16 protein-coding genes and 3 tRNA genes are annotated in these 17,118 nt (G+C 54.6%); 5 read left to right on the top strand and 14 right to left on the bottom strand.

Translation table 11 applies throughout. The annotated features are described in order from the left end of the window. Positions 1 to 5: 5 nt before the first annotated feature. Together ACJJIE_RS02410 and ACJJIE_RS02405 are read left to right on the top strand one after the other, a co-directional pair. On the top strand, positions 6 to 245 hold the full coding sequence (locus ACJJIE_RS02410) for a DUF4224 domain-containing protein (RefSeq protein WP_444893407.1): 240 nt from the start codon (positions 6 to 8) through the stop codon (positions 243 to 245). Next, positions 245 to 1,279 carry a tyrosine-type recombinase/integrase gene (locus ACJJIE_RS02405; RefSeq protein ID WP_444893406.1) on the top strand — a complete coding sequence of 345 codons (1,035 nt, stop codon included), beginning with the start codon at positions 245 to 247 and terminating at the stop codon, positions 1,277 to 1,279. The genes ACJJIE_RS02410 and ACJJIE_RS02405 overlap by 1 nt, the downstream gene beginning before the upstream one ends. 1 nt (position 1,280) lies before the next feature. Here ACJJIE_RS02405 and ACJJIE_RS02400 read toward each other — a convergent pair whose 3' ends face one another. The 4 genes from ACJJIE_RS02400 to ACJJIE_RS02385 all read right to left on the bottom strand — a co-directional run bounded on the left by ACJJIE_RS02400 (position 1,281) and on the right by ACJJIE_RS02385 (position 2,621). Further along, positions 1,281 to 2,102 carry a hypothetical protein gene (locus tag ACJJIE_RS02400; RefSeq protein ID WP_444893405.1) on the bottom strand — a complete coding sequence of 274 codons (822 nt, stop codon included), beginning with the start codon at positions 2,100 to 2,102 and terminating at the stop codon, positions 1,281 to 1,283. 156 nt (positions 2,103 to 2,258) lie between these two features. After that, positions 2,259 to 2,334: transfer RNA gene (locus ACJJIE_RS02395), tRNA-His, on the bottom strand. A gap of 115 nt (positions 2,335 to 2,449) precedes the next feature. Continuing rightward, a tRNA-Arg gene (locus ACJJIE_RS02390) sits at positions 2,450 to 2,526 on the bottom strand. 18 nt (positions 2,527 to 2,544) lie between these two features. After that, positions 2,545 to 2,621, bottom strand: a tRNA-Pro gene (locus tag ACJJIE_RS02385). 340 nt (positions 2,622 to 2,961) lie between these two features. Here ACJJIE_RS02385 and folD point away from each other — a divergent pair. Genes folD through ACJJIE_RS02370 form a run of 3 tightly spaced genes read left to right on the top strand, consistent with a single transcriptional unit; the run spans position 2,962 to position 5,529 of the window. Then, positions 2,962 to 3,807: a bifunctional methylenetetrahydrofolate dehydrogenase/methenyltetrahydrofolate cyclohydrolase FolD gene (gene folD, locus ACJJIE_RS02380; RefSeq protein WP_444893404.1), complete on the top strand. Its 846-nt coding sequence runs from the start codon at positions 2,962 to 2,964 to the stop codon at positions 3,805 to 3,807. Further along, complete coding sequence (gene rsuA / locus ACJJIE_RS02375; protein WP_282932200.1) at positions 3,800 to 4,504, top strand: 16S rRNA pseudouridine(516) synthase RsuA; 705 nt, start codon at positions 3,800 to 3,802, stop codon at positions 4,502 to 4,504. The genes folD and rsuA overlap by 8 nt, the downstream gene beginning before the upstream one ends. 8 nt (positions 4,505 to 4,512) lie before the next feature. Continuing rightward, a complete protein-coding gene (locus ACJJIE_RS02370) occupies positions 4,513 to 5,529 on the top strand; it encodes a class I SAM-dependent methyltransferase (protein WP_444893403.1) in 1,017 nt (338 codons plus the stop codon). 49 nt (positions 5,530 to 5,578) lie between these two features. On the opposite strand, the gene ACJJIE_RS02365 is transcribed toward ACJJIE_RS02370, so the two are convergent. The 10 genes from ACJJIE_RS02365 to cysS all read right to left on the bottom strand — a co-directional run bounded on the left by ACJJIE_RS02365 (position 5,579) and on the right by cysS (position 17,049). Then, complete coding sequence (locus ACJJIE_RS02365) at positions 5,579 to 6,034, bottom strand: hypothetical protein (protein WP_282932198.1); 456 nt, start codon at positions 6,032 to 6,034, stop codon at positions 5,579 to 5,581. Between the two features lie 126 nt (positions 6,035 to 6,160). Next, the gene (locus ACJJIE_RS02360; RefSeq protein ID WP_444893402.1) at positions 6,161 to 6,907 is read right to left on the bottom strand and encodes a spermidine synthase; all 747 of its coding nucleotides are present in this window, start codon (positions 6,905 to 6,907) and stop codon (positions 6,161 to 6,163) included. Next, complete coding sequence (gene msrC / locus ACJJIE_RS02355; RefSeq protein WP_444893401.1) at positions 6,907 to 7,380, bottom strand: free L-methionine (R)-S-oxide reductase MsrC; 474 nt, start codon at positions 7,378 to 7,380, stop codon at positions 6,907 to 6,909. Before msrC ends, ACJJIE_RS02360 begins: the two co-directional genes overlap by 1 nt. A gap of 131 nt (positions 7,381 to 7,511) precedes the next feature. Next, entirely contained in the window at positions 7,512 to 7,973 is a 462-nt protein-coding gene (locus ACJJIE_RS02350) for a 6TM ABC transporter family protein (RefSeq protein WP_444893400.1), read from the bottom strand. 168 nt (positions 7,974 to 8,141) lie between these two features. Next, positions 8,142 to 9,344: a Wadjet anti-phage system protein JetD domain-containing protein gene (locus ACJJIE_RS02345; RefSeq protein WP_444893399.1), complete on the bottom strand. Its 1,203-nt coding sequence runs from the start codon at positions 9,342 to 9,344 to the stop codon at positions 8,142 to 8,144. A gap of 42 nt (positions 9,345 to 9,386) precedes the next feature. Further along, positions 9,387 to 13,034: an ATP-binding protein gene (locus ACJJIE_RS02340; protein WP_444893398.1), complete on the bottom strand. Its 3,648-nt coding sequence runs from the start codon at positions 13,032 to 13,034 to the stop codon at positions 9,387 to 9,389. Positions 13,035 to 13,168: 134 nt separating this feature from the next. Next, the gene (locus ACJJIE_RS02335; protein ID WP_444893397.1) at positions 13,169 to 13,933 is read right to left on the bottom strand and encodes a DUF4194 domain-containing protein; all 765 of its coding nucleotides are present in this window, start codon (positions 13,931 to 13,933) and stop codon (positions 13,169 to 13,171) included. After that, positions 13,926 to 15,353 (bottom strand): Wadjet anti-phage system protein JetA family protein, encoded by a 1,428-nt coding sequence (locus tag ACJJIE_RS02330; protein WP_444893396.1) that lies wholly within the window; start codon positions 15,351 to 15,353, stop codon positions 13,926 to 13,928. The genes ACJJIE_RS02335 and ACJJIE_RS02330 overlap by 8 nt, the downstream gene beginning before the upstream one ends. Positions 15,354 to 15,368: 15 nt before the next feature. Next, entirely contained in the window at positions 15,369 to 15,557 is a 189-nt protein-coding gene (locus tag ACJJIE_RS02325; RefSeq protein WP_108733723.1) for a DUF3012 domain-containing protein, read from the bottom strand. Positions 15,558 to 15,672: 115 nt separating this feature from the next. Beyond that, positions 15,673 to 17,049: a cysteine--tRNA ligase gene (gene cysS, locus ACJJIE_RS02320; RefSeq protein WP_444893395.1), complete on the bottom strand. Its 1,377-nt coding sequence runs from the start codon at positions 17,047 to 17,049 to the stop codon at positions 15,673 to 15,675. Between the last annotated feature and the right edge of the window lie 69 nt (positions 17,050 to 17,118).

The raw sequence follows: 17,118 nt of genomic DNA, 5'->3' as shown, positions 1-17,118 counted from the left end.
TTGCCATGAGTAAGCTACTCACCAAAACAGAGATAGGTCGCCTGACTGGTGTTGGCGCAGATAATATCGAAGAGCAAAAACGAATTTTGGAAGCCAACCGAATCCCCTATGTGCGACGCAAAGATGGCTCACCCGCGCTAACTTGGGAGATGGTCAATCAGGCAACCCTATCCCGAGGGGAGTCTAAACCCAACGCCTCAGGTATAAACTTACCTGCGGGCTTTAACCTTGGAGCAGCTGGCTAATGGGCAGAAGACGAAACCCGGAAAATGCTTGGATGCCGCCAAATGTAGAGCGGTACAAGAATGGTTTTCGAGTGAATCGAAGAGGCTACCCAACCAAGCATCTGGCAAAACTTGATGCCAGTAAGGCAGAAGTTTGGACTGCTTACGAACGCTACCTGGCCGGGTTGGTAGAGAAGGAGTTCACCCTTAAAGACCTTATTGAGCTGTATTTTGCATCACCTCAATACACCAAACACATCAAACCGCAGACGCAAAAAGACTACCATCGCTATAGCCTGCGTATCTTGGCAGTGTTTGGGGAAATGACACCCGATGCTATCACCTCACCACTGGTTCAGATGTTCATTGATGCCCGTGGCGCAGAACACCCTACCGCAGCAAACCGAGAAAAAACCTTTCTAGGCATTGTGATGAAGTGGGGCAAAGCCAGAGGGTTTGTAAAAATTGAAGACCCAACCGCAGTAATTAAAAGCCTCAAGGAAAAAGCAGGCGGGCGCTATCTCGAAGACTGGGAGTATGAAGCCTTTTGGCAGTGGCTTGGCGATCGCGGCCATATTATGCATCAGTGCGCTATGGAGATTAGCTATTTGTGTGCAGCCAGGCAGCAGGATGTGCTCGCCCTCACGCGTGCAGATATGAAAGAAGATGGTCTACTTATTATTCAAAACAAGACCGGAAAAGCACAAATAAAACTCTGGAGCCCAGCACTAAGGGAAGCTGTGGAGAACGCACTTGCGAGCAATGCTGATGCAAAAATTCAAACAGCTCATATTATTCGCAGCCGTACCGGGCGACCTTTCACACGCATGGGCTTTAATGCTACTTGGTTAAGAGAACAGCGAGCCGCCTTGGAGGCAGGAGTTATTAAGGAGCGGTTTCGGTTTCACGATTTAAAAATTAAAGCCGCCAGTGATTTTGACGGTGACGTGCAGAAATTTACCGGACATAAAACCCGCTCGATGGCAGAGCGATATAATCGAACAGCGGATAAAGTTGTCAGCCTAGACCGGAAGCGCCCTAAGAAAGGCAAATAATTTAGTTTGCCTTTTGCTCTACATTCTCTTTGGTTTCTACAACTTCAATATGAGCATCTCTTTCAAGCTCAAGTCTCAGTACAGCTCTCAAGTCTTCGATTGATTCAGGTGATAAAGTGACCTGCTCATCTTTCATTTTAGATAACTCAACTGCAATTGAGTGAGTTAGGTTACTTATTGATTCATCAGAGAGAGTGACTGGCTGTAAAGCCACAGGGGAGTTTAGATTTACAGAAATATCTTTATTTTGGGAATAGATCTGTCCTATGAGCGCACCAACAGCTACCAAGGCTGAAAAAACTGCCGCCCAGAACATCTTTTTTGTAAGCCTGAATCCATGCCTTGCAACTTGGGCACTTTGCTTGGCTGCACTTGCACTCACTTTCGCCGCCTCCGAATTAACAGCAGCAATTGTATTTGCAAGTTCAGCAGCATGCACTGAACGCTTCGTTAAGTCAGCCTGCTCCCACTCTAGTTTGCCGCGCCTCAAATCTTCAAGGTCCTTTATACGCGCCTCGATTCTCGTCAAAAATATCTCTATACCCCGCATCTTTGCATCCCGCTCAGTCATGAGCGGCTTCCATGGTGAACCCACCACATGAGATCCCGAGAACCCCTCAAACAGCTCAGGGAGGCAATTCAGGACTTGATGAGTTTCCGATAATTGAGCTTTCCACTTTCTATAATCTGAGAGACCTCGCTCTACATCTGATTCGCTATCTTCAGATAGCAGCTCCTCTATTTCCTTGGATCTTTCTTCAAGCTGAAAGTAATTAGGCGCCTCCGCCAAAACTCTTTTAACTTTCTCTAATTCAGCACCCATGTAGCCACAAATCCTTATGCTCTAACTCATGAATAATATGGAACCTCAACCTAGATTGAGGACAAAATTACCACACCAAATTACCACACTGGAGCCAAAAACGAAAAAACCCCGCACTAGGCGAGGTTTTAAGTCCTTGAAAAACAAGGAAGAATCTGGGGTGGCCGACGGGGATCGAACCCGCGACCTCAGGAGCCACAATCCTGTGCTCTACCAACTGAGCTACGGCCACCATAAAAGTGATATACTTCAGCACCTTGTGGCAGTACTGATTGCCGGATACCTCTTGCAGCCAATCTGGCTTCAGACTAAGTCCTTTTTGCCAAACCAGCACCATCTCGTGAAGATGGCACGCCCGGCAGGACTCGAACCTGCGACCATCCGCTTAGAAGGCGGATGCTCTATCCAGCTGAGCTACGGGCGCAAGGTGAACCCGGAAAATTGGTCGGGGCAGAGGGATTCGAACCCCCGACATCCTGCTCCCAAAGCAGGCGCGCTACCAGACTGCGCTATGCCCCGTTTTTCCAATCATTCGCACCTCTTTGACCCTGTTAACCGCCCCGTAGGTGGTTGTGTAAGTCGCTGTAGCTGCGAAGTGCGTGCATAGTAATGATACCCCCGGCCCATGTCAACGCTTCTAAGCTATTATTTTTAAAGAAGTTTATCCTTTTGCCTATCTGGGCCCAGAAGTGGCGAAATTATTTCCAACCTGTGCGAAAATGGCGCACTTCGCGAATCCGACCGGATAAAAAGTAAGCGTTTTTAAAAATCGCCGGCTTCCGCCCTTCTATATAAAGTAGGTGCTGAAGCAGATTCCGGTCTATTAGCCATCGATTTTTTACTGTTAGAGATAGTATCTATGTCTGCACTGGTTCTGGACGGCAAGGCCCTGGCACAGAAAACTGAAGAGGAACTCTCGGCTCGGGTAGCCGTACTAAAGGAAAAGAGTGGTGGCCAAACGCCAATCCTGGCGACCATTCTGGTAGGTGATGACCCCGCCTCCGCCACTTACGTAAAGATGAAGGGCAATGCCTGCCGCCGAATCGGCATGGACTCCCTCCAGGTGGAACTGCCCTCCTCCACCACCACTGAGCAGCTGCTCGCCAAGATCGAAGAACTCAACACCAACCCCAACGTCCACGGCATTCTGCTCCAGCACCCGGTACCGGCGCAGATCGATGAGCGCGCTTGTTTTGATGCGATCAGCCTGGAGAAAGATGTAGACGGTGTAACCTGCCTGGGCTTTGGCCGTATGGCAATGGGCGAAGAGGCCTATGGTTGCGCGACTCCTAAAGGAATTATGCGCCTGCTGGAAGCCTACAATATTGAACTGGAAGGCAAGCACGCCGTGGTTGTGGGTCGCAGCCCCATTTTGGGTAAGCCGATGGCGGCCATGTTGTTGAATGCCAATGCCACCGTGACTATCTGCCACTCCCGCACCCAAGACCTGGCCGAGCATATCCGCCGCGCCGATATCGTAGTGGGCGCCGTGGGCAAGCCTGAGTTTATCAAGGCCGAGTGGATTAAGGATGGCGCTGTGGTTGTGGATGCCGGTTACCACCCCGGCGGTGTCGGCGATATCGAGCTGGGCCCGCTGGCTGAGCGCGCTGCCGCTTACACCCCGGTACCCGGCGGTGTTGGTCCCATGACCATCAATACCCTGATCTATCAATCTGTCGATTCCGGTGAGCGTAAAATTGGCTAACCTAATTCGTCTGGATAAAGCGGTCAGCCAGGTCACCGACCTCTCCCGCACTGATGTAAAGCGCGCCGCCTGGGCGGGGCGCATTACCGTCAATGGTGAGGTGGTCACCAATGCGGCCACCAAAATACAAGTCAGTGATGAGTTGTGCCTGGATGATGAGCCCCTGCACGAGCCGGGGCCCCGCTACATTATGTTGAACAAGCCACTGGGCTATGTCAGTGCCACCAAAGATGGCGAGCACCCTACAGTGCTGGACCTGATTGATGAGCCTAATAAGGAAAAGCTGCATATTGCCGGGCGCCTGGATATTGATACCACCGGCCTGGTGCTGCTTACCGATGACGGCCAGTGGTCCCACAAAGTGACCTCCCCCAACCACCATTGCGACAAGACCTACTACGCTCTGTTGGCCGAGAAAATTGAGGAAGATGCCGTGGCCAAGCTTGCCAAGGGTGTCTGGCTCAATAACGAAAAGAAGAGAACCAAGCCCGCCAAGCTGGAGATCCTCTTTGCCAACGAAGTGCGCATCACCATCGGTGAAGGGCGCTATCATCAGGTGAAGCGTATGTTTGCGGCCCTGGGCAACAAGGTATTGGAGTTGCACCGGGAAAAGATCGGCGAAATCATCTTGGATGAAGAACTTCAGGAAGGTGATTACCGCCTCCTGACCCCTGAAGAAATTGCCTCTATCAATTAAAAAAAGATATGTCAGCCCTTCTACATCAGGAACTTATCCAGGCCCCAGAGGAAACCCTGTGGATCGCCGATGAAAACAGCAAGCCCCTCTTACACCAGGAGGGGTTTCATTTTGCCGGGGATTTAATCAGTAACCGCTGGGATATTGCCGAACTCGCCGAAAATACGGTGAAGCGGAGCTTCTTCAATGATTTCCACTTTGAAGAACTGGACCGCAAATACCGCCGTATTGTCTACGCCGTTTCGAAAGAAAAGGCCGTAGTTCACCATGTTATTGATTGTGCACCCCACTTCCTCGGTGAAGGTGGCGAATTGATTCTGCTGGGTGAAAAGCAAAGCGGAATCAAAAGCTACGCCGCCAAAGTGGCCGAGCGCCTGGGCACTGCCAAGCACTTGCAAAAAAACGGCAACGACTACCTGAGCAGTAATGTTGTCGCTCACGAGGACACCGGCAATCCAATCAGTGAGCTTCAGTACGCCCAGTTACAAAAGCTGCCCGAGCTTGGCGACCTCTACTCCAAGCCGGGATTGTTCGGCTGGAACAAAATCGATAAAGGCAGTGCCCTACTCGCCCAGCAATTAACGACGGAGTTACCACAGGACGGTTCTCGTATTGTTGATCTCGGTTGTGGTTATGGCTACCTGAGCATGCAATTAGCCGCTTTGGGTAAATATCATTTTACCGCTACGGATAATAACGCCGCTGCTCTATTGGCCTGCCGCAAGAATTTTACCGAACAGGGAATCGAAGGCATCGTTGTGCCCTCTGATGCAGGCTCTGAACTGGAAAGTGAAATCGCCGATCTGGTGCTGTGCAACCCACCTTTCCACCAGGGCTTTCAGGTGGAGGGGGACTTGACCGATCGCTTTCTGCAGCAGAGTGCGCGGATTCTCAAAGATTCCGGCGCTGCGATTTTTGTGGTGAATGAATTTATTCCCCTGGCGAAAAAAGGGCCCCGCTATTTTTCCCAGGTGGATTTGATCACTAAAGAGCAAGGATTTTGCGTATACCGTCTGCGCCCCTAAGAGCTAGGGGCGCAGGCCGGTAGCAGTCGCCTGGAAACTGAATTAAAGGCTAGTAATCGCGCAGATTAAACAAGTTCATCGACAGCGTATGCTCTTCCAACTCTTCGAGTTGTCGCAATCGTTCAAATGCATCCCGTGCCGATGGGGTTTCAGCGCCCTGGGCAAGATCCCGATATTGATCGGCCAGGTAGATCTCGATATCCATGGCCAACTTGGCAATCTGCTCCAAATCTTCAATATCAATGCCGCGCAAGCGCTGCAAAAATTCTTTCTCCCGCCCTTCCGGGGCAAATTGCACCCAGGTGTGCAGGGCTCCAGGGGGCAGGTCTGCATGGAAGTTTTCCAGTGAGTGCTTCATGGAATCTTCCCGTCGTCGCAGCTGATCCAGCAGCAACTCGACCCGTTCATTGGTGGCAAGCTGCTCATACTCTTCGTATTGCAGCGCCAACTTGGCATGAAAATCCCTTCCTTCCTGAATCACTTCCTCAACAGTTTTGTACCGCATCAATCGATCCCGGCAGAACACTTCGCTCACCTTGAGTATAGTCACGAGGTGACAAAGGGCGCCAATGAATATCACTATTAAAGTGACAGGGATTTTAGGAGCCGGCCTCTGTGGGGGCTGTCGAGATCAGCGAAGCTGGCTCATGCGGAAATCCAGGCGCCGATTGGGGTTGGCGGGATTGATCTTTTCTGGGGCCCTGGCCGCCAGCTCACCTTTGCGCAGAGTTCTTCTGCTCACTGCCAGGATATGATTCTCATACTGGGGCATATAGGCCATACAGGCACCGCCGAGTCGCTCACGCATAGCTTTATCGCGCCAAGCACTGTTCTGTAGCTCGGGCCTATCCCCGAAGTTACTGACCAGCACGCCATCTTTATGAAGCAGGCGCATCAGACTGGAGCACCAGGATTTATCGGCGGATACCGCTCGCTGCGCTACGCCGTCGCAGTGCCCAAATAAGTCGTCGATTACCAGGTCGAAAGTGCTGTGAGAGCGTCGCTTCAAGTGGTCGCGCACAAAGTCACAGGCATCCGCACACACCAGCTCAACATCGCGTACGCCAAAGAAGCGACGGGCAATATCCAGGTGCACCGGGTCCAAATCTACGCCGACAATACGCTTAGCGGAGGTGAACGCCTGCAAAAGGCGAATCAGGGCACCGCCACCAACGCCGAGCACCAATACCGAATTCAAGCGCTCTTCAGGGAGGAAAAATGCCGGTAGCAGCAACAACTCCCATAGGGAACCCTTGAGCGGATCGCGGGGATTCCACTGAGAGTGGAAAACCCCATTGCTGTAGAGGCGCACACTGGCGCCATGGTTGCGCACCTGATAACAGGTGTCGCCAACCTGCTTTTGCCAAAGCAGCGCCATCAGCTCGCCGGGAGGTCTGAGGACTTGAGCAATACCCAGGCAAAATCCTGTAAGCCCGCCAGGTCTTCCTCGCTAAAGCGCGCCACACTGGGGCTATCGATATCCAGCACTCCCAGGCAACGACCCGCGTCATCATACAGTGGCACCACCACCTCTGAGGCCGACACGGCATCGCAGGCGATGTGGCCGGGGAACTGATGCACATCCTCTACCAATTGGGATTCACCGGTCGAAACAGCAGTACCGCAAACACCGGCGCCCACTGGAATCCGGGTACAGGCAGGCTTGCCCTGGAAGGGCCCCAAACGCAATTCATCACCGTAGAGGAAATAGAAACCGGCCCAGTTGATATCTTCCAACTCCATAAACAACAGCGCACTGGCATTGGCGGTGTTGGCCAGCCAGTCCCGCTCTCCAGAAAGCAATCCTTCCAGCTGCCCATTTAAGGTGGTGTAAAACTTGTTCAGCGACATACCTAGCGCCCCTTGCCCACTTATAATTTCAAATCGTGTCAGCTAAAACTGGCAAACCCGCAAAACAGTATCCTGCGGAAGGCAGGTATTTTGCGGGCTTTGGCGAGGGAATCAATATGCAGAGCGCAAAATTACTGGTAGGGATCGACCACTGCGGGTTCTTCACCGGTCTCACCACGATACTCATCGGCATCTACAGTTGGGCGAGACCACTCGCTTTCATCATTGTTGCTACGAGTGTTCGACTGGATAGCCGGCGGCGCGCTGGTAACGTCTGACTGCATCAGGTTGCGCGACTTTTCAAAGCGGTCTTCCACTTTCGGCTTGGGCGCAACTTGTGCGGAGTTGCCGCTACCTTCGCGGCGAATGCGGTTGGCCATAGCACTGAGATTAGGGCGGCGGCGCTCCGCAAGCTTCACGGTTTCCAATTCGCTGTTCAGGCGGTTGATCTCCGCCTGTAAATCACCCATCTGCGCCTGAAGTTCAGTAATCTGGGTCAACACGCCTTTTACTTTACGACTTTCCTTCTCGTACATCACGGCGGCGCCGCCAAAGGCCAACGCAAAAATGACCAGGATGGAAAACTGACGCATAGCAAACTCCGGAAACTGCACTTGTTATTCTGAGGGGCATTTTTACAGCATATTTTTTCTATCTTCCGAGAAATTGCGCATAAAAAACAAGTTCAAACGCCCGCCGACGCCTTGATAGTCACCATTCCATAAAAACGAACAATTAAAATTTATCGGATAGCGACATATTCACACTAATGTCCCAGCCAGCTCCCCAATCTCAACCGCCTCCTGATCCACATAGCGATTGCTGCCTGAAATTGCTGGCAACAGAGTACTATCTGCGTATTGGCAACCAATCGCTTGCACCAGCTTTTGTCCCACCTTTTCCGCCTGTTCCGGAGCATGGGCTTTTCCCGTGCGCAGAAAATGCAGTAAAAGATCGTAGCCCGGGCGCCAGCACTGCAAGTCGGGAAAGCTCTTTCTCAGCGCTGCGGCAATCCGCAATCCTTCATAGTCCAGATCCCCCCAGAAAAATGTTGGAACCGTTCGGGACTCCCCATCGTGCCACCAGCTTAGGAATTGCTGCCGGATATTTTCACTAACCACATTAATAGTGCTGAAGCGAACCCTCTCCCCATTGCGAATCCTTTCTGCGCCTCCCTGGTAGCCCTCGCTATAAACCAGTGCTGCACGACTGGGTTGCAGGTCCGCCAGGCTAATAAAAGTGTCCTGGTTTTCGATAAAAATGACCTGCTCAAATTGCCTGGGCAGGTAGGCGTGAAGTAAAAGTTGGCGCTCCTGGATTTTACGGCTCAGGTCAGGATAGAGATTGCGCACCAGAGATTGGCGGCTGGGTAATTCCAGGTATTTGGAATCCCCTTTAAAGCAGCGCGCGGCTAATTGTCGCCAGGAAATTTTGTCGGCAAAGATCAGCTCTTTGCCGACGGACACCCAGCAAGCGATAATTTCTTCGACGGAATCAAACCCCGGTTGGAGTTCCAAGCCTTCGAGGGGAAAAGCAGAGGGATTTTCAAAGCGATCGACGTAGGGTTCCAGCAGGCTGGTCCAGGCGGATTGGCGAACGGTGGGGGATGGGCGATTGAGCCACAGGCGCAGCTGTTCCTCGCTGGCATCCCGAAAAATCAATTGGGCCCCTTGCCACTCGGCAATACCCGGCCGCCTTTTCGGATTCGGTTTTACCGTAAAACACTGGTATTCCCGCGCAAAATGCTGCAATTCATTCCATAGCTCCTGCTCGTCTTGGTCGGGGTCCCTGAGGGGCTCCAACACTTCCAACCAGCGCTTACTGCCAGCGCGCAAATCCAGCCTGAAACTAATGCGGGCTTCCTTGCCGCGTTCCAGCTGGCTGTCCCGCCGATCCAGAATAAAATTCAGGATGCCGATTAACAGCGGGTTTTCCTCTACCCAATAGGGCAATGTCTTATCCATCGGTTGCCTCCCTGCCAATGGAGGGGTTTCCCCCGAAAATACCTATCCCTCTACTTCTACCAGGTCCATAAAATCCAGCGACGCCTGCTGGCGAATCGCACGGCGGTGATTGGCCCAGAGTTCGGCGATACGCTCCTGGTTGCACACCTTGCGATCCACATACACCCGGGTATTCAGCTGGCCGATGGGCTTGGCACTGGGGCACTTACTGAATACAAACTGATTCGAGATCAGGTCCATAAAAGGCCCGGATTTACTGCTGGGCATAATAAACAGCAGCTGTAGCCCCAGGGTTTCAGTCAGGTAGCGGATCACTTCCTTGGAGCGGGACTCATCCATTTTGGAGAAGGCCTCATCCACCAGCACCATCTGCAAATGGCTGCCGCTTTCACCAAAGCGGAAGGCCGAAGTGACCGCTGCGGAGCGGATAATATAAGCCGGCGTTTCCAGCTGACCGCCGGAACCGGTGCCGTACTGACTGAGCGCAATCGGTTCCTTGCCTTCCGGCTCCTTGTAGATCTCATAGCTGCGGTAGTTTCGATAGTCGCTGATTCGATCCAGCTCGCGCCGCGCCACCTGCTCGTCTTCACTCAGCAGCATACTCAACAGGCGATCCCGCACCTTGCGGTGCTTGGGCGCCAAGTCCGTGTCGAACAGGCTCTGCTCTTCACCCAGATTCGGCAGTTCAATTACCGCCTTAAAGAAGCTCCAGTACTCCTTAAATTCCGCCACCCACTGGTAGTCGAAACGGAAGCGCTCGCGGTCGGCGCCAAAGCGGTGGTGCTCCAGCTCTTTGTTCAGATCATCCAACACGCGCTTACCATCGTTAATGGACTGGTAAATAGCGTGGCACAAGTGGGTTACAAAAGTGGTGTTAAAGGATTTTTTCAATCCCAGCAGTTGATCGTGGCGCTCCACCAGCAGGTTATTCTTCAGGCGGTTGCGCAGGGTCTCTACCTGATCGCCGAGGCCGCTGATCAACTTGAACAGGTTGTCTTTGTGGCCGCCGCTCAAGTCCGGCTCAAACACCAGGGTATCGACGCTGGCACAGGTGGCGTTGTATTCCATCACCGCGCGATCCAGTTGGCGGCTGTATTTTTCCAGCTGCCCCTGCCAACTTTCGATATCCGCTGAGAAGTCGAAGTTGTCGGCGGCGCGCTCCACCTGCTCGTCGGCAGTAATCAGTACTTGCTCGGCGTCGAAAGTGGGGTCGATGGCGGTAATGCGCCTTACCATTGCCTCGCTGTCACTGGCAGCATCGTCCAGGGACTCCAGCTCGCCAGACAGAGCATACAAGAGTTTTTCGTTGCTTCTTAGCTTGGTCTCCAAAGAGCCATGCTTGCGCTGGAGGTCAGACAACTGCTTTTGCTGATCTTTGAGCTGGGCCTTGAGTTCATCGACCTGCTGCTCGAACTGCTCGAAGTCCTTCAGGTCCAGGTTTTCCAGAGCGCGCTCGGCGCTGCGCCATTCGCGCTGGGCCACCAGGGCGGTATCCACAATGGACAACAGCTTGATATTCGCCAGTCCGCGCACTGCATTGGTGACGCGGCGGTAGAGCTGGTGGCGCTCGTTGACGTGGGCGGCCTCTTCCAGCAACTGCTCCATAGCGCGCTGCTGCGCCGCCAGTGCGCGGGCGCGGGCGCCCTGGCCGAATACCAACTCGGCATCGTCCATATCGCAGCGCCACATGCTGTAGTTGCCACTGGCCATACCGTCGGCAGTCAGGCCCCGGCGGGTGCCGCGCAGCTCGTGTTCATCCTCCACCTGCACCACGGCACCGTAAGAGGCGCGCAAATAGTGCTCGGCAGTTTTATGGGTGAACTCCATCAGTTCGATAATGGAGCCCGACGGCGTATCCAGGCGCTCCGCATCGCGGCGGGCTTTATCCCCCTGGATCACGCGGGCGCGGTTGTTGCGCCCGGGCAGGCCGCGCACTATGCGAATCGCGCGGGCCTCGTGTTCCGGCTCCACAATAATCGAGAAACGCGCGCCGCCCAGATAGCCTTCAATCGCCATCTGCCAGCGCTCATCCAGCACTTCCACATAATCACACAGGACGCGGGGCTCCGCCTCTGGGCACTGTTCGCGAATTGCGGCCAGGGCCACTTCCACCGATTGGGGGTAGCGCACGCGGTTGGCCTGGAGATGCTGAATGCGACTCTCCTGGGTGCGCAGCTGCTTTTGCAGTTGCTGTACTTTTTGCTCCCAGCGGGAGGCCTGCTGGGCAATCTGCTCTTTGGGGGAAACCTCATCACTGGCACCGGCTTTACCACTGCTATCCAGCAGGTCGAACAGGCGGTTCTGTAGGGCTTCACTGCTGGCGGCGCGCTCGCGCAGTGGCTCCAGTGCAGCCAGATCGATCCAGTCTTTGCCCAGCAACTTGTGCAGATCCGGCAGGTCTTCCTCGCGGGCCACCTGCTTGATCGCCTGTACCAGCGCTTTATCGGAGAAGGCGGGAATTTCCAGCTCGGCGGAGGTGGAGTTGAGCAGGTTTAATAATTCTTCGGCGGCCTCGCGGTTCTCACGCCAGCGGGCCTCTTCGGCAGACAGCGGGGTGTGCTGCTGGGACAGCAGGCTCAGGGCATTGTTAATGCGCTGCTCCAGTTCGTCCTTATTGCGCAGCGCATCGATACCCAGGCGCTGGGCTTGAAGCTCTACCAGCTGACCATTGAGCTGCTCGACGCGTTCGGAAGCGACGCGCACTTCACGCTCATTGTTGTCCAGATCGCTGCGCAGTTTTTTCTGATCGTTCTTGCCGCTCAGATAACTCTTTTGCACCCGCTGCTGGCGGTGGCGCGCGCACAAATATTCCTGCACCCGCAACTGCAACCACTGCTCCCGGTAGAGTTCTACCGACTGGGCGATGGCCTCCAGGGAACTGACCCGCTCCACAATCTGGCGGGCTTCCTGCTCCATGCTGTGAATGGTTTTCATCAGTTCGGAGACAGAGCGGATGGCATCACCCAGATCGCGTTTTTCCAACACTTCCTGGGCGACAAAATCGTTGATGCTTTTTACCGGCTTGTAGGCCATAAAATTGGCAAAGGTGCGCGCGGCGTGCATAGCCTCGCGATCGGAGACCGCATCGCGGCGTCCGCGCAGGGCACCGTAAAGGCGGCGCAGGTAGGCCTTTTTCTTGTCGTACTGCTCGACTTTTTCGAACTGTTTGCTCAGGACCTGGTTGAATTTATCCAGTGGCAGTAAATGTTTGCCATCGGTGTAATCCCGGACAAAATCCCCCATCACCAACTGTTCGCCGGGGAATACGAAAAAGCGCAAATCACTTTGGCGGGCCTGGGCGGGTTTACTGCTGTTATCCAGGTGTGCGCGAATACCCATCACTGCGGTAAAAGGCTCAGCGTCGTCTTCACCGCTGGTGGGATGAAAAATACCGGCGATGTAACAGTCGGTGGGCTCGACACGGGCATAGCTGCCGTCGTCACAACCCAACACGTAGGATGCGAGCGTGCGCACCTGCTTGCCGCCGCGCCCGCGCTGGGTGGTTTCATCCTGCCCCGGGTTAAAGGTAAACAGGGTGTCGTGGGCGGCGGTCATCAATGTCTGGATGGCATCGGCTGCGGTGGTTTTACCGGAACCATTGCCACCGGAAAACAGGTTGATCGGGCCGAAATCATATTCCAACTGCGGAATATTACCCCAGTTAATCAGGATCAGTTTTTTTAGGAACATAGTCTTTTCAAAAAAACGGTCTTTTCAAAAGCAGGGTCTTTTGGCAGGCGGAAAGCCACTACCCTTTTTCGAGGCCCCGGCGGTCGAGTATTTGTCTATTTTTTGTGGCCGCTGTTGCGGCCTCTATTTTTCAGCTAAGAAGCCGCTTCACTCTCAAATAAGCTGTGGTCTTCGACCTCTGGGGTGATGCGCGCAGGCGCCGGCTCTATTTCCGCTTCTTCAAGCTCACCCACCTTATCGGTTTCGGCAACTTGGCTCTCTGCGGCGGGCGGGACTTCGCTGTCGATCAGCTGGTGCAATACCGACTCGCTGACAAAGTGGGCGATGGTCGGGCGCACGCGCAGCCACACTTCCGCACTGGTCTCCACCTCTTCGCTGCTGAACTGCACCAGGCGCAACTGGCGCAATTTCTTCAGCAGGTTTTTACGCTCGGCGTGCTTATCCGGCAGGGACATTTTCAGCAGATTGCGCATGCCCAGTTCCAGGGCTTCCATCGATAGCGCGGCGCAACCGCTCTCATCCACCTGCCCTTCCCGCAGCGCTTTATCATACTCCACGCGCAGGGCGAGAATCGCGGCCACTTCCTGCTGGCTGAGGCGGGCGCGGAAGCCGCCGTGGTGCGGCTCTTCCTGATCCGGCAGGCCCGGCACTTCGGCGCCGGGCGGATACACGCGGATAAACTGGAAACGGCTGTCGTGCTGCAAACGCAATCCCAGCGGGGCCAACCACTCGCGCACCAGCTGCTCACAGCGCTGGAAGCGATCGTAAAGGGTGGTTTCGATTACGCTTTCATCCCGGCAAATAACGCCGTAATCCAACAGGCGCACCAGCAGCTCGGAAAATTCGCTGCGGTTCAGGCGACACTGCGCCAGGGCCTCTTCCAAAGCCTGTTCAATCACTGTTTTTCAGCTCCAGGATATATTCGTCAAATTCGGTGAAATAGTCATTGCTGGCAATTTCACCGGTAAATTTCACCTGCAGGTCGGCGGCACCGCTCTGGTTCACCGCCGCCGCTTCGATCACATGGCTCATAGCGAGCAGGTCACGCGCATCGCGCAATGGCAGGTTGCGGCTGTTGATCTGGCGGCCGGTGCCGAGGGCATCGCTCAGATAATCGCGCAGGTTACTGTTGTTGAAGTTAAACGCCTGGTCGAGCAGTTGTTGCAGCTCGATCTCGCGGCGGTTCTCTTCACCGATGGGGGTTTCATCTTCAACCCGGGTATTCACCGGCTGGCGGCGATTGCGCTGCCACAGCTGGGTTTGCTTGGGGTCAAACAGGCGCAGCTGGAAGCCGCCTAACTGTTCGCCCAGCTGCTCGAGAATTTGTGTTTTTTGCTGGCTCTCACCGAGACGCTGGCACAGGTCGGCAAATTCACCTTCGGCCTGGCTGTGCAGGTAGCTGAGCTGGCGAATAATAATATCGGCACGCTTGGTAAAGCCCTGTAGTGCGCGGCGCAAAGCGGGCAACTTCACCTCGCAGGCGCGGCGCATGCGGTCTTCGATGGTATCGAGCATCAGCCACAGCAGGGAGTGGCCCGGTTGCACCAACTCCGGCAACAGTTGGCGCAGGCGCTTCTCCCACTCCGCTTTCTGCATATCCTCCTTGCGGCGAATGCAGTCAATCACCCGGTTGATGGAATCGCGATGTTTTTCTACGCTGTCCGCAGACAGACGGATAGCCAGGTCCGGTTGGAAGCGGCTCTCCATAAAGGAGAAAAACTCATCGGTGGCCTGCTGCACCAGCAATTGAGCCTCCACTTCCCGCACCATTTCCCGCTTGCGCTCTTCCAGCTCGGCGATCATATCGGTGAAATCCGCCACGATACGCTCGGAGTATTCCCAGGCATCGATCAAGTCGTGGATTTCACCTCGGCTGGCAAAGGCTTCCAAGGCATTTAAGGTGTTGCGGGTATTGCGGTGGCGGGTGCGCACGCGGGTGCCATTCACTTCCACTAGCGGCTGAGTGAAAAGGCGGCCCCGGCGGCTAAACGGATAGGTGGCGGTGAGCGTGGCGCTGTCTACCTGCTTCTCCAGCCAACCGAACTCCACCAGGCTGTTCAGTACCCAGACCGCCTGATCGCGCAGGTTGCGGAAGCGGCCCTCGGGGTCCTGCACTCCATCTTCACTATCGAGCTGCGGCGCGCGGGTCAGAGCCTCGGCAAAAATTTCCAGAATCTGTTCGCGCAGCAGAGACTCACCGTAGTCAGCCTTGGCGGTGTACAGACGCTCATACAAAAGACGCAAGCACTCAACCACCTGCTCGCGGTATTTACCGGTCAGCGGGCGGAAGAAGTGCTGGTAGGAATCGACGAAGAACAACGACTATAGGCCCGCTTATTCCTCTTCCGGCTTTTGGTTGAAGACACAATATTTTGTGTAGTCGCGGGTATCGTCAAAAGTCCACTGCCCTTTGGGAATGCCATCCATTTTTTCGCACCAGGCATCGGAACCCCGTTTGGGCTCACAGCCGGTCAGTGCGATAAGGGCGATAACAGCGCTGGTCAGGACAAATACTTTTTTCATGGTTCGCTTCTACAAATGAAATTCGAATTTCACTTCCCCGGCGGCCGCAAGGTGCCAAACCGGGGAAAATCTATCGGTGTCTCAAGTCTATCCGTGTCTCGGGGAGGGACCCGCGCTATTCGCGGCGCCACTTGGTCCCTTCGCGGCTATCCTCAAGCACCACACCTTTGGATTTTAACTCTTCGCGAATCTCATCGGCGCGGGCAAAGTCACGGTTCTTCTTGCTTTGTGCGCGCTCTTCGATCAGTGCTTCAACTTCTTCGGCAGAAATACCTTCATCGCCACCACGGGCCTGTTTGAACCAGGCTTCCGGGTCTTGCTGGAGAATGCCCAGCATATCTGCAGCGGCCAACAGCAAGCCTTTCAGGCGTGCTTTATCCGCCTCATCGGCTTTGTTCAGGTCGCGGGCAATCTGGTGCAACTCGCTGATGGCGATCGGCGTATTCAGATCGTCTTCCAACGCCTTGATAAAGGCGGTGTCGTTAAGATCTGCCGCTTCAGCCTCAACCGCTTCCGTTTCACGGAGTGCGCCATAGAGAGTATCCAGGGTGCGCCATGCCTGATCCAGCAAATCAGCACTGAAATTCAGCTCTGAGCGGTAGTGGGCAGACAGCAGTGCAAAACGCAGCACTTCACCCGGGTATTGGCTCAGCAGGTCTTTGACCATGCGGAAGTTGCCCAGGGATTTGGACATCTTTTCGCCATTGATATTTACATAGCCGTTATGCATCCAGTAGCGCACAAAATCCACACCATTGGCGCAGCAGCTCTGGGCGCGCTCGTTCTCGTGGTGAGGGAAGGTCAGGTCGCGACCGCCGCCATGGATATCGATAGTGTCACCCAGATGCTTCTTGATCATGGCCGAGCACTCCAAGTGCCAACCCGGGCGCCCACGGCCCCAGGGGCTGTCCCAGCCGGGCTCGTCATCGGCGGACGGCTTCCACAGTACGAAGTCGCCGGCGTACTTTTTGTAAGGCGCTACTTCCACCCGCGCACCGGCGAGCATATCGTCGAGGGAGCGCTTGGACAGCTGACCGTATTCCTGCATGGATTCCACGGCGAACAGCACATGGCCTTCGGCGGCGTAGGCGTGGCCTTTCTCCAGCAGGCTTTCGATCATCGCGATCATTTCTGGCAAGTGCTGGGTGGCGTAGGGGACGATATCCGGCTCCAGGTTATTGAGCGCGGCCATATCCTCGTAGTAGGCCTGGGCATAGCGCGCCGACAGCACGCCGATTTCCTCGCCGTTATCCCGCGCGGTCTTCATGATTTTGTCGTCAATATCGGTGATATTGCGCGCGTAAATCACATCGCTGAAATTTCTTTTCAGTACCCGGTACAGGGTGTCGAACACCACCACAGGGCGGGCATTGCCAATATGCACGCGGTTGTACACGGTGGGGCCACACACATACATGCGCACCTGATCTTCCACCATTGGTACGAAGGGTTCTTTCTTCCCGGAAAACGTGTTGTAGACCTGTAGAGACATCTTTTCTCTCGAATTCTTTTTGCTGTGTGGCTGGGCCAGTCATTGACCCAGCCGCGAAAACTGCCGCTC

This window comes from Microbulbifer maximicatervae (SeqCode) (assembly GCF_052467325.1).
Note: the sequence above shows the minus strand (reverse complement) of the source record. Positions and strands in the feature narration are given on the sequence as shown.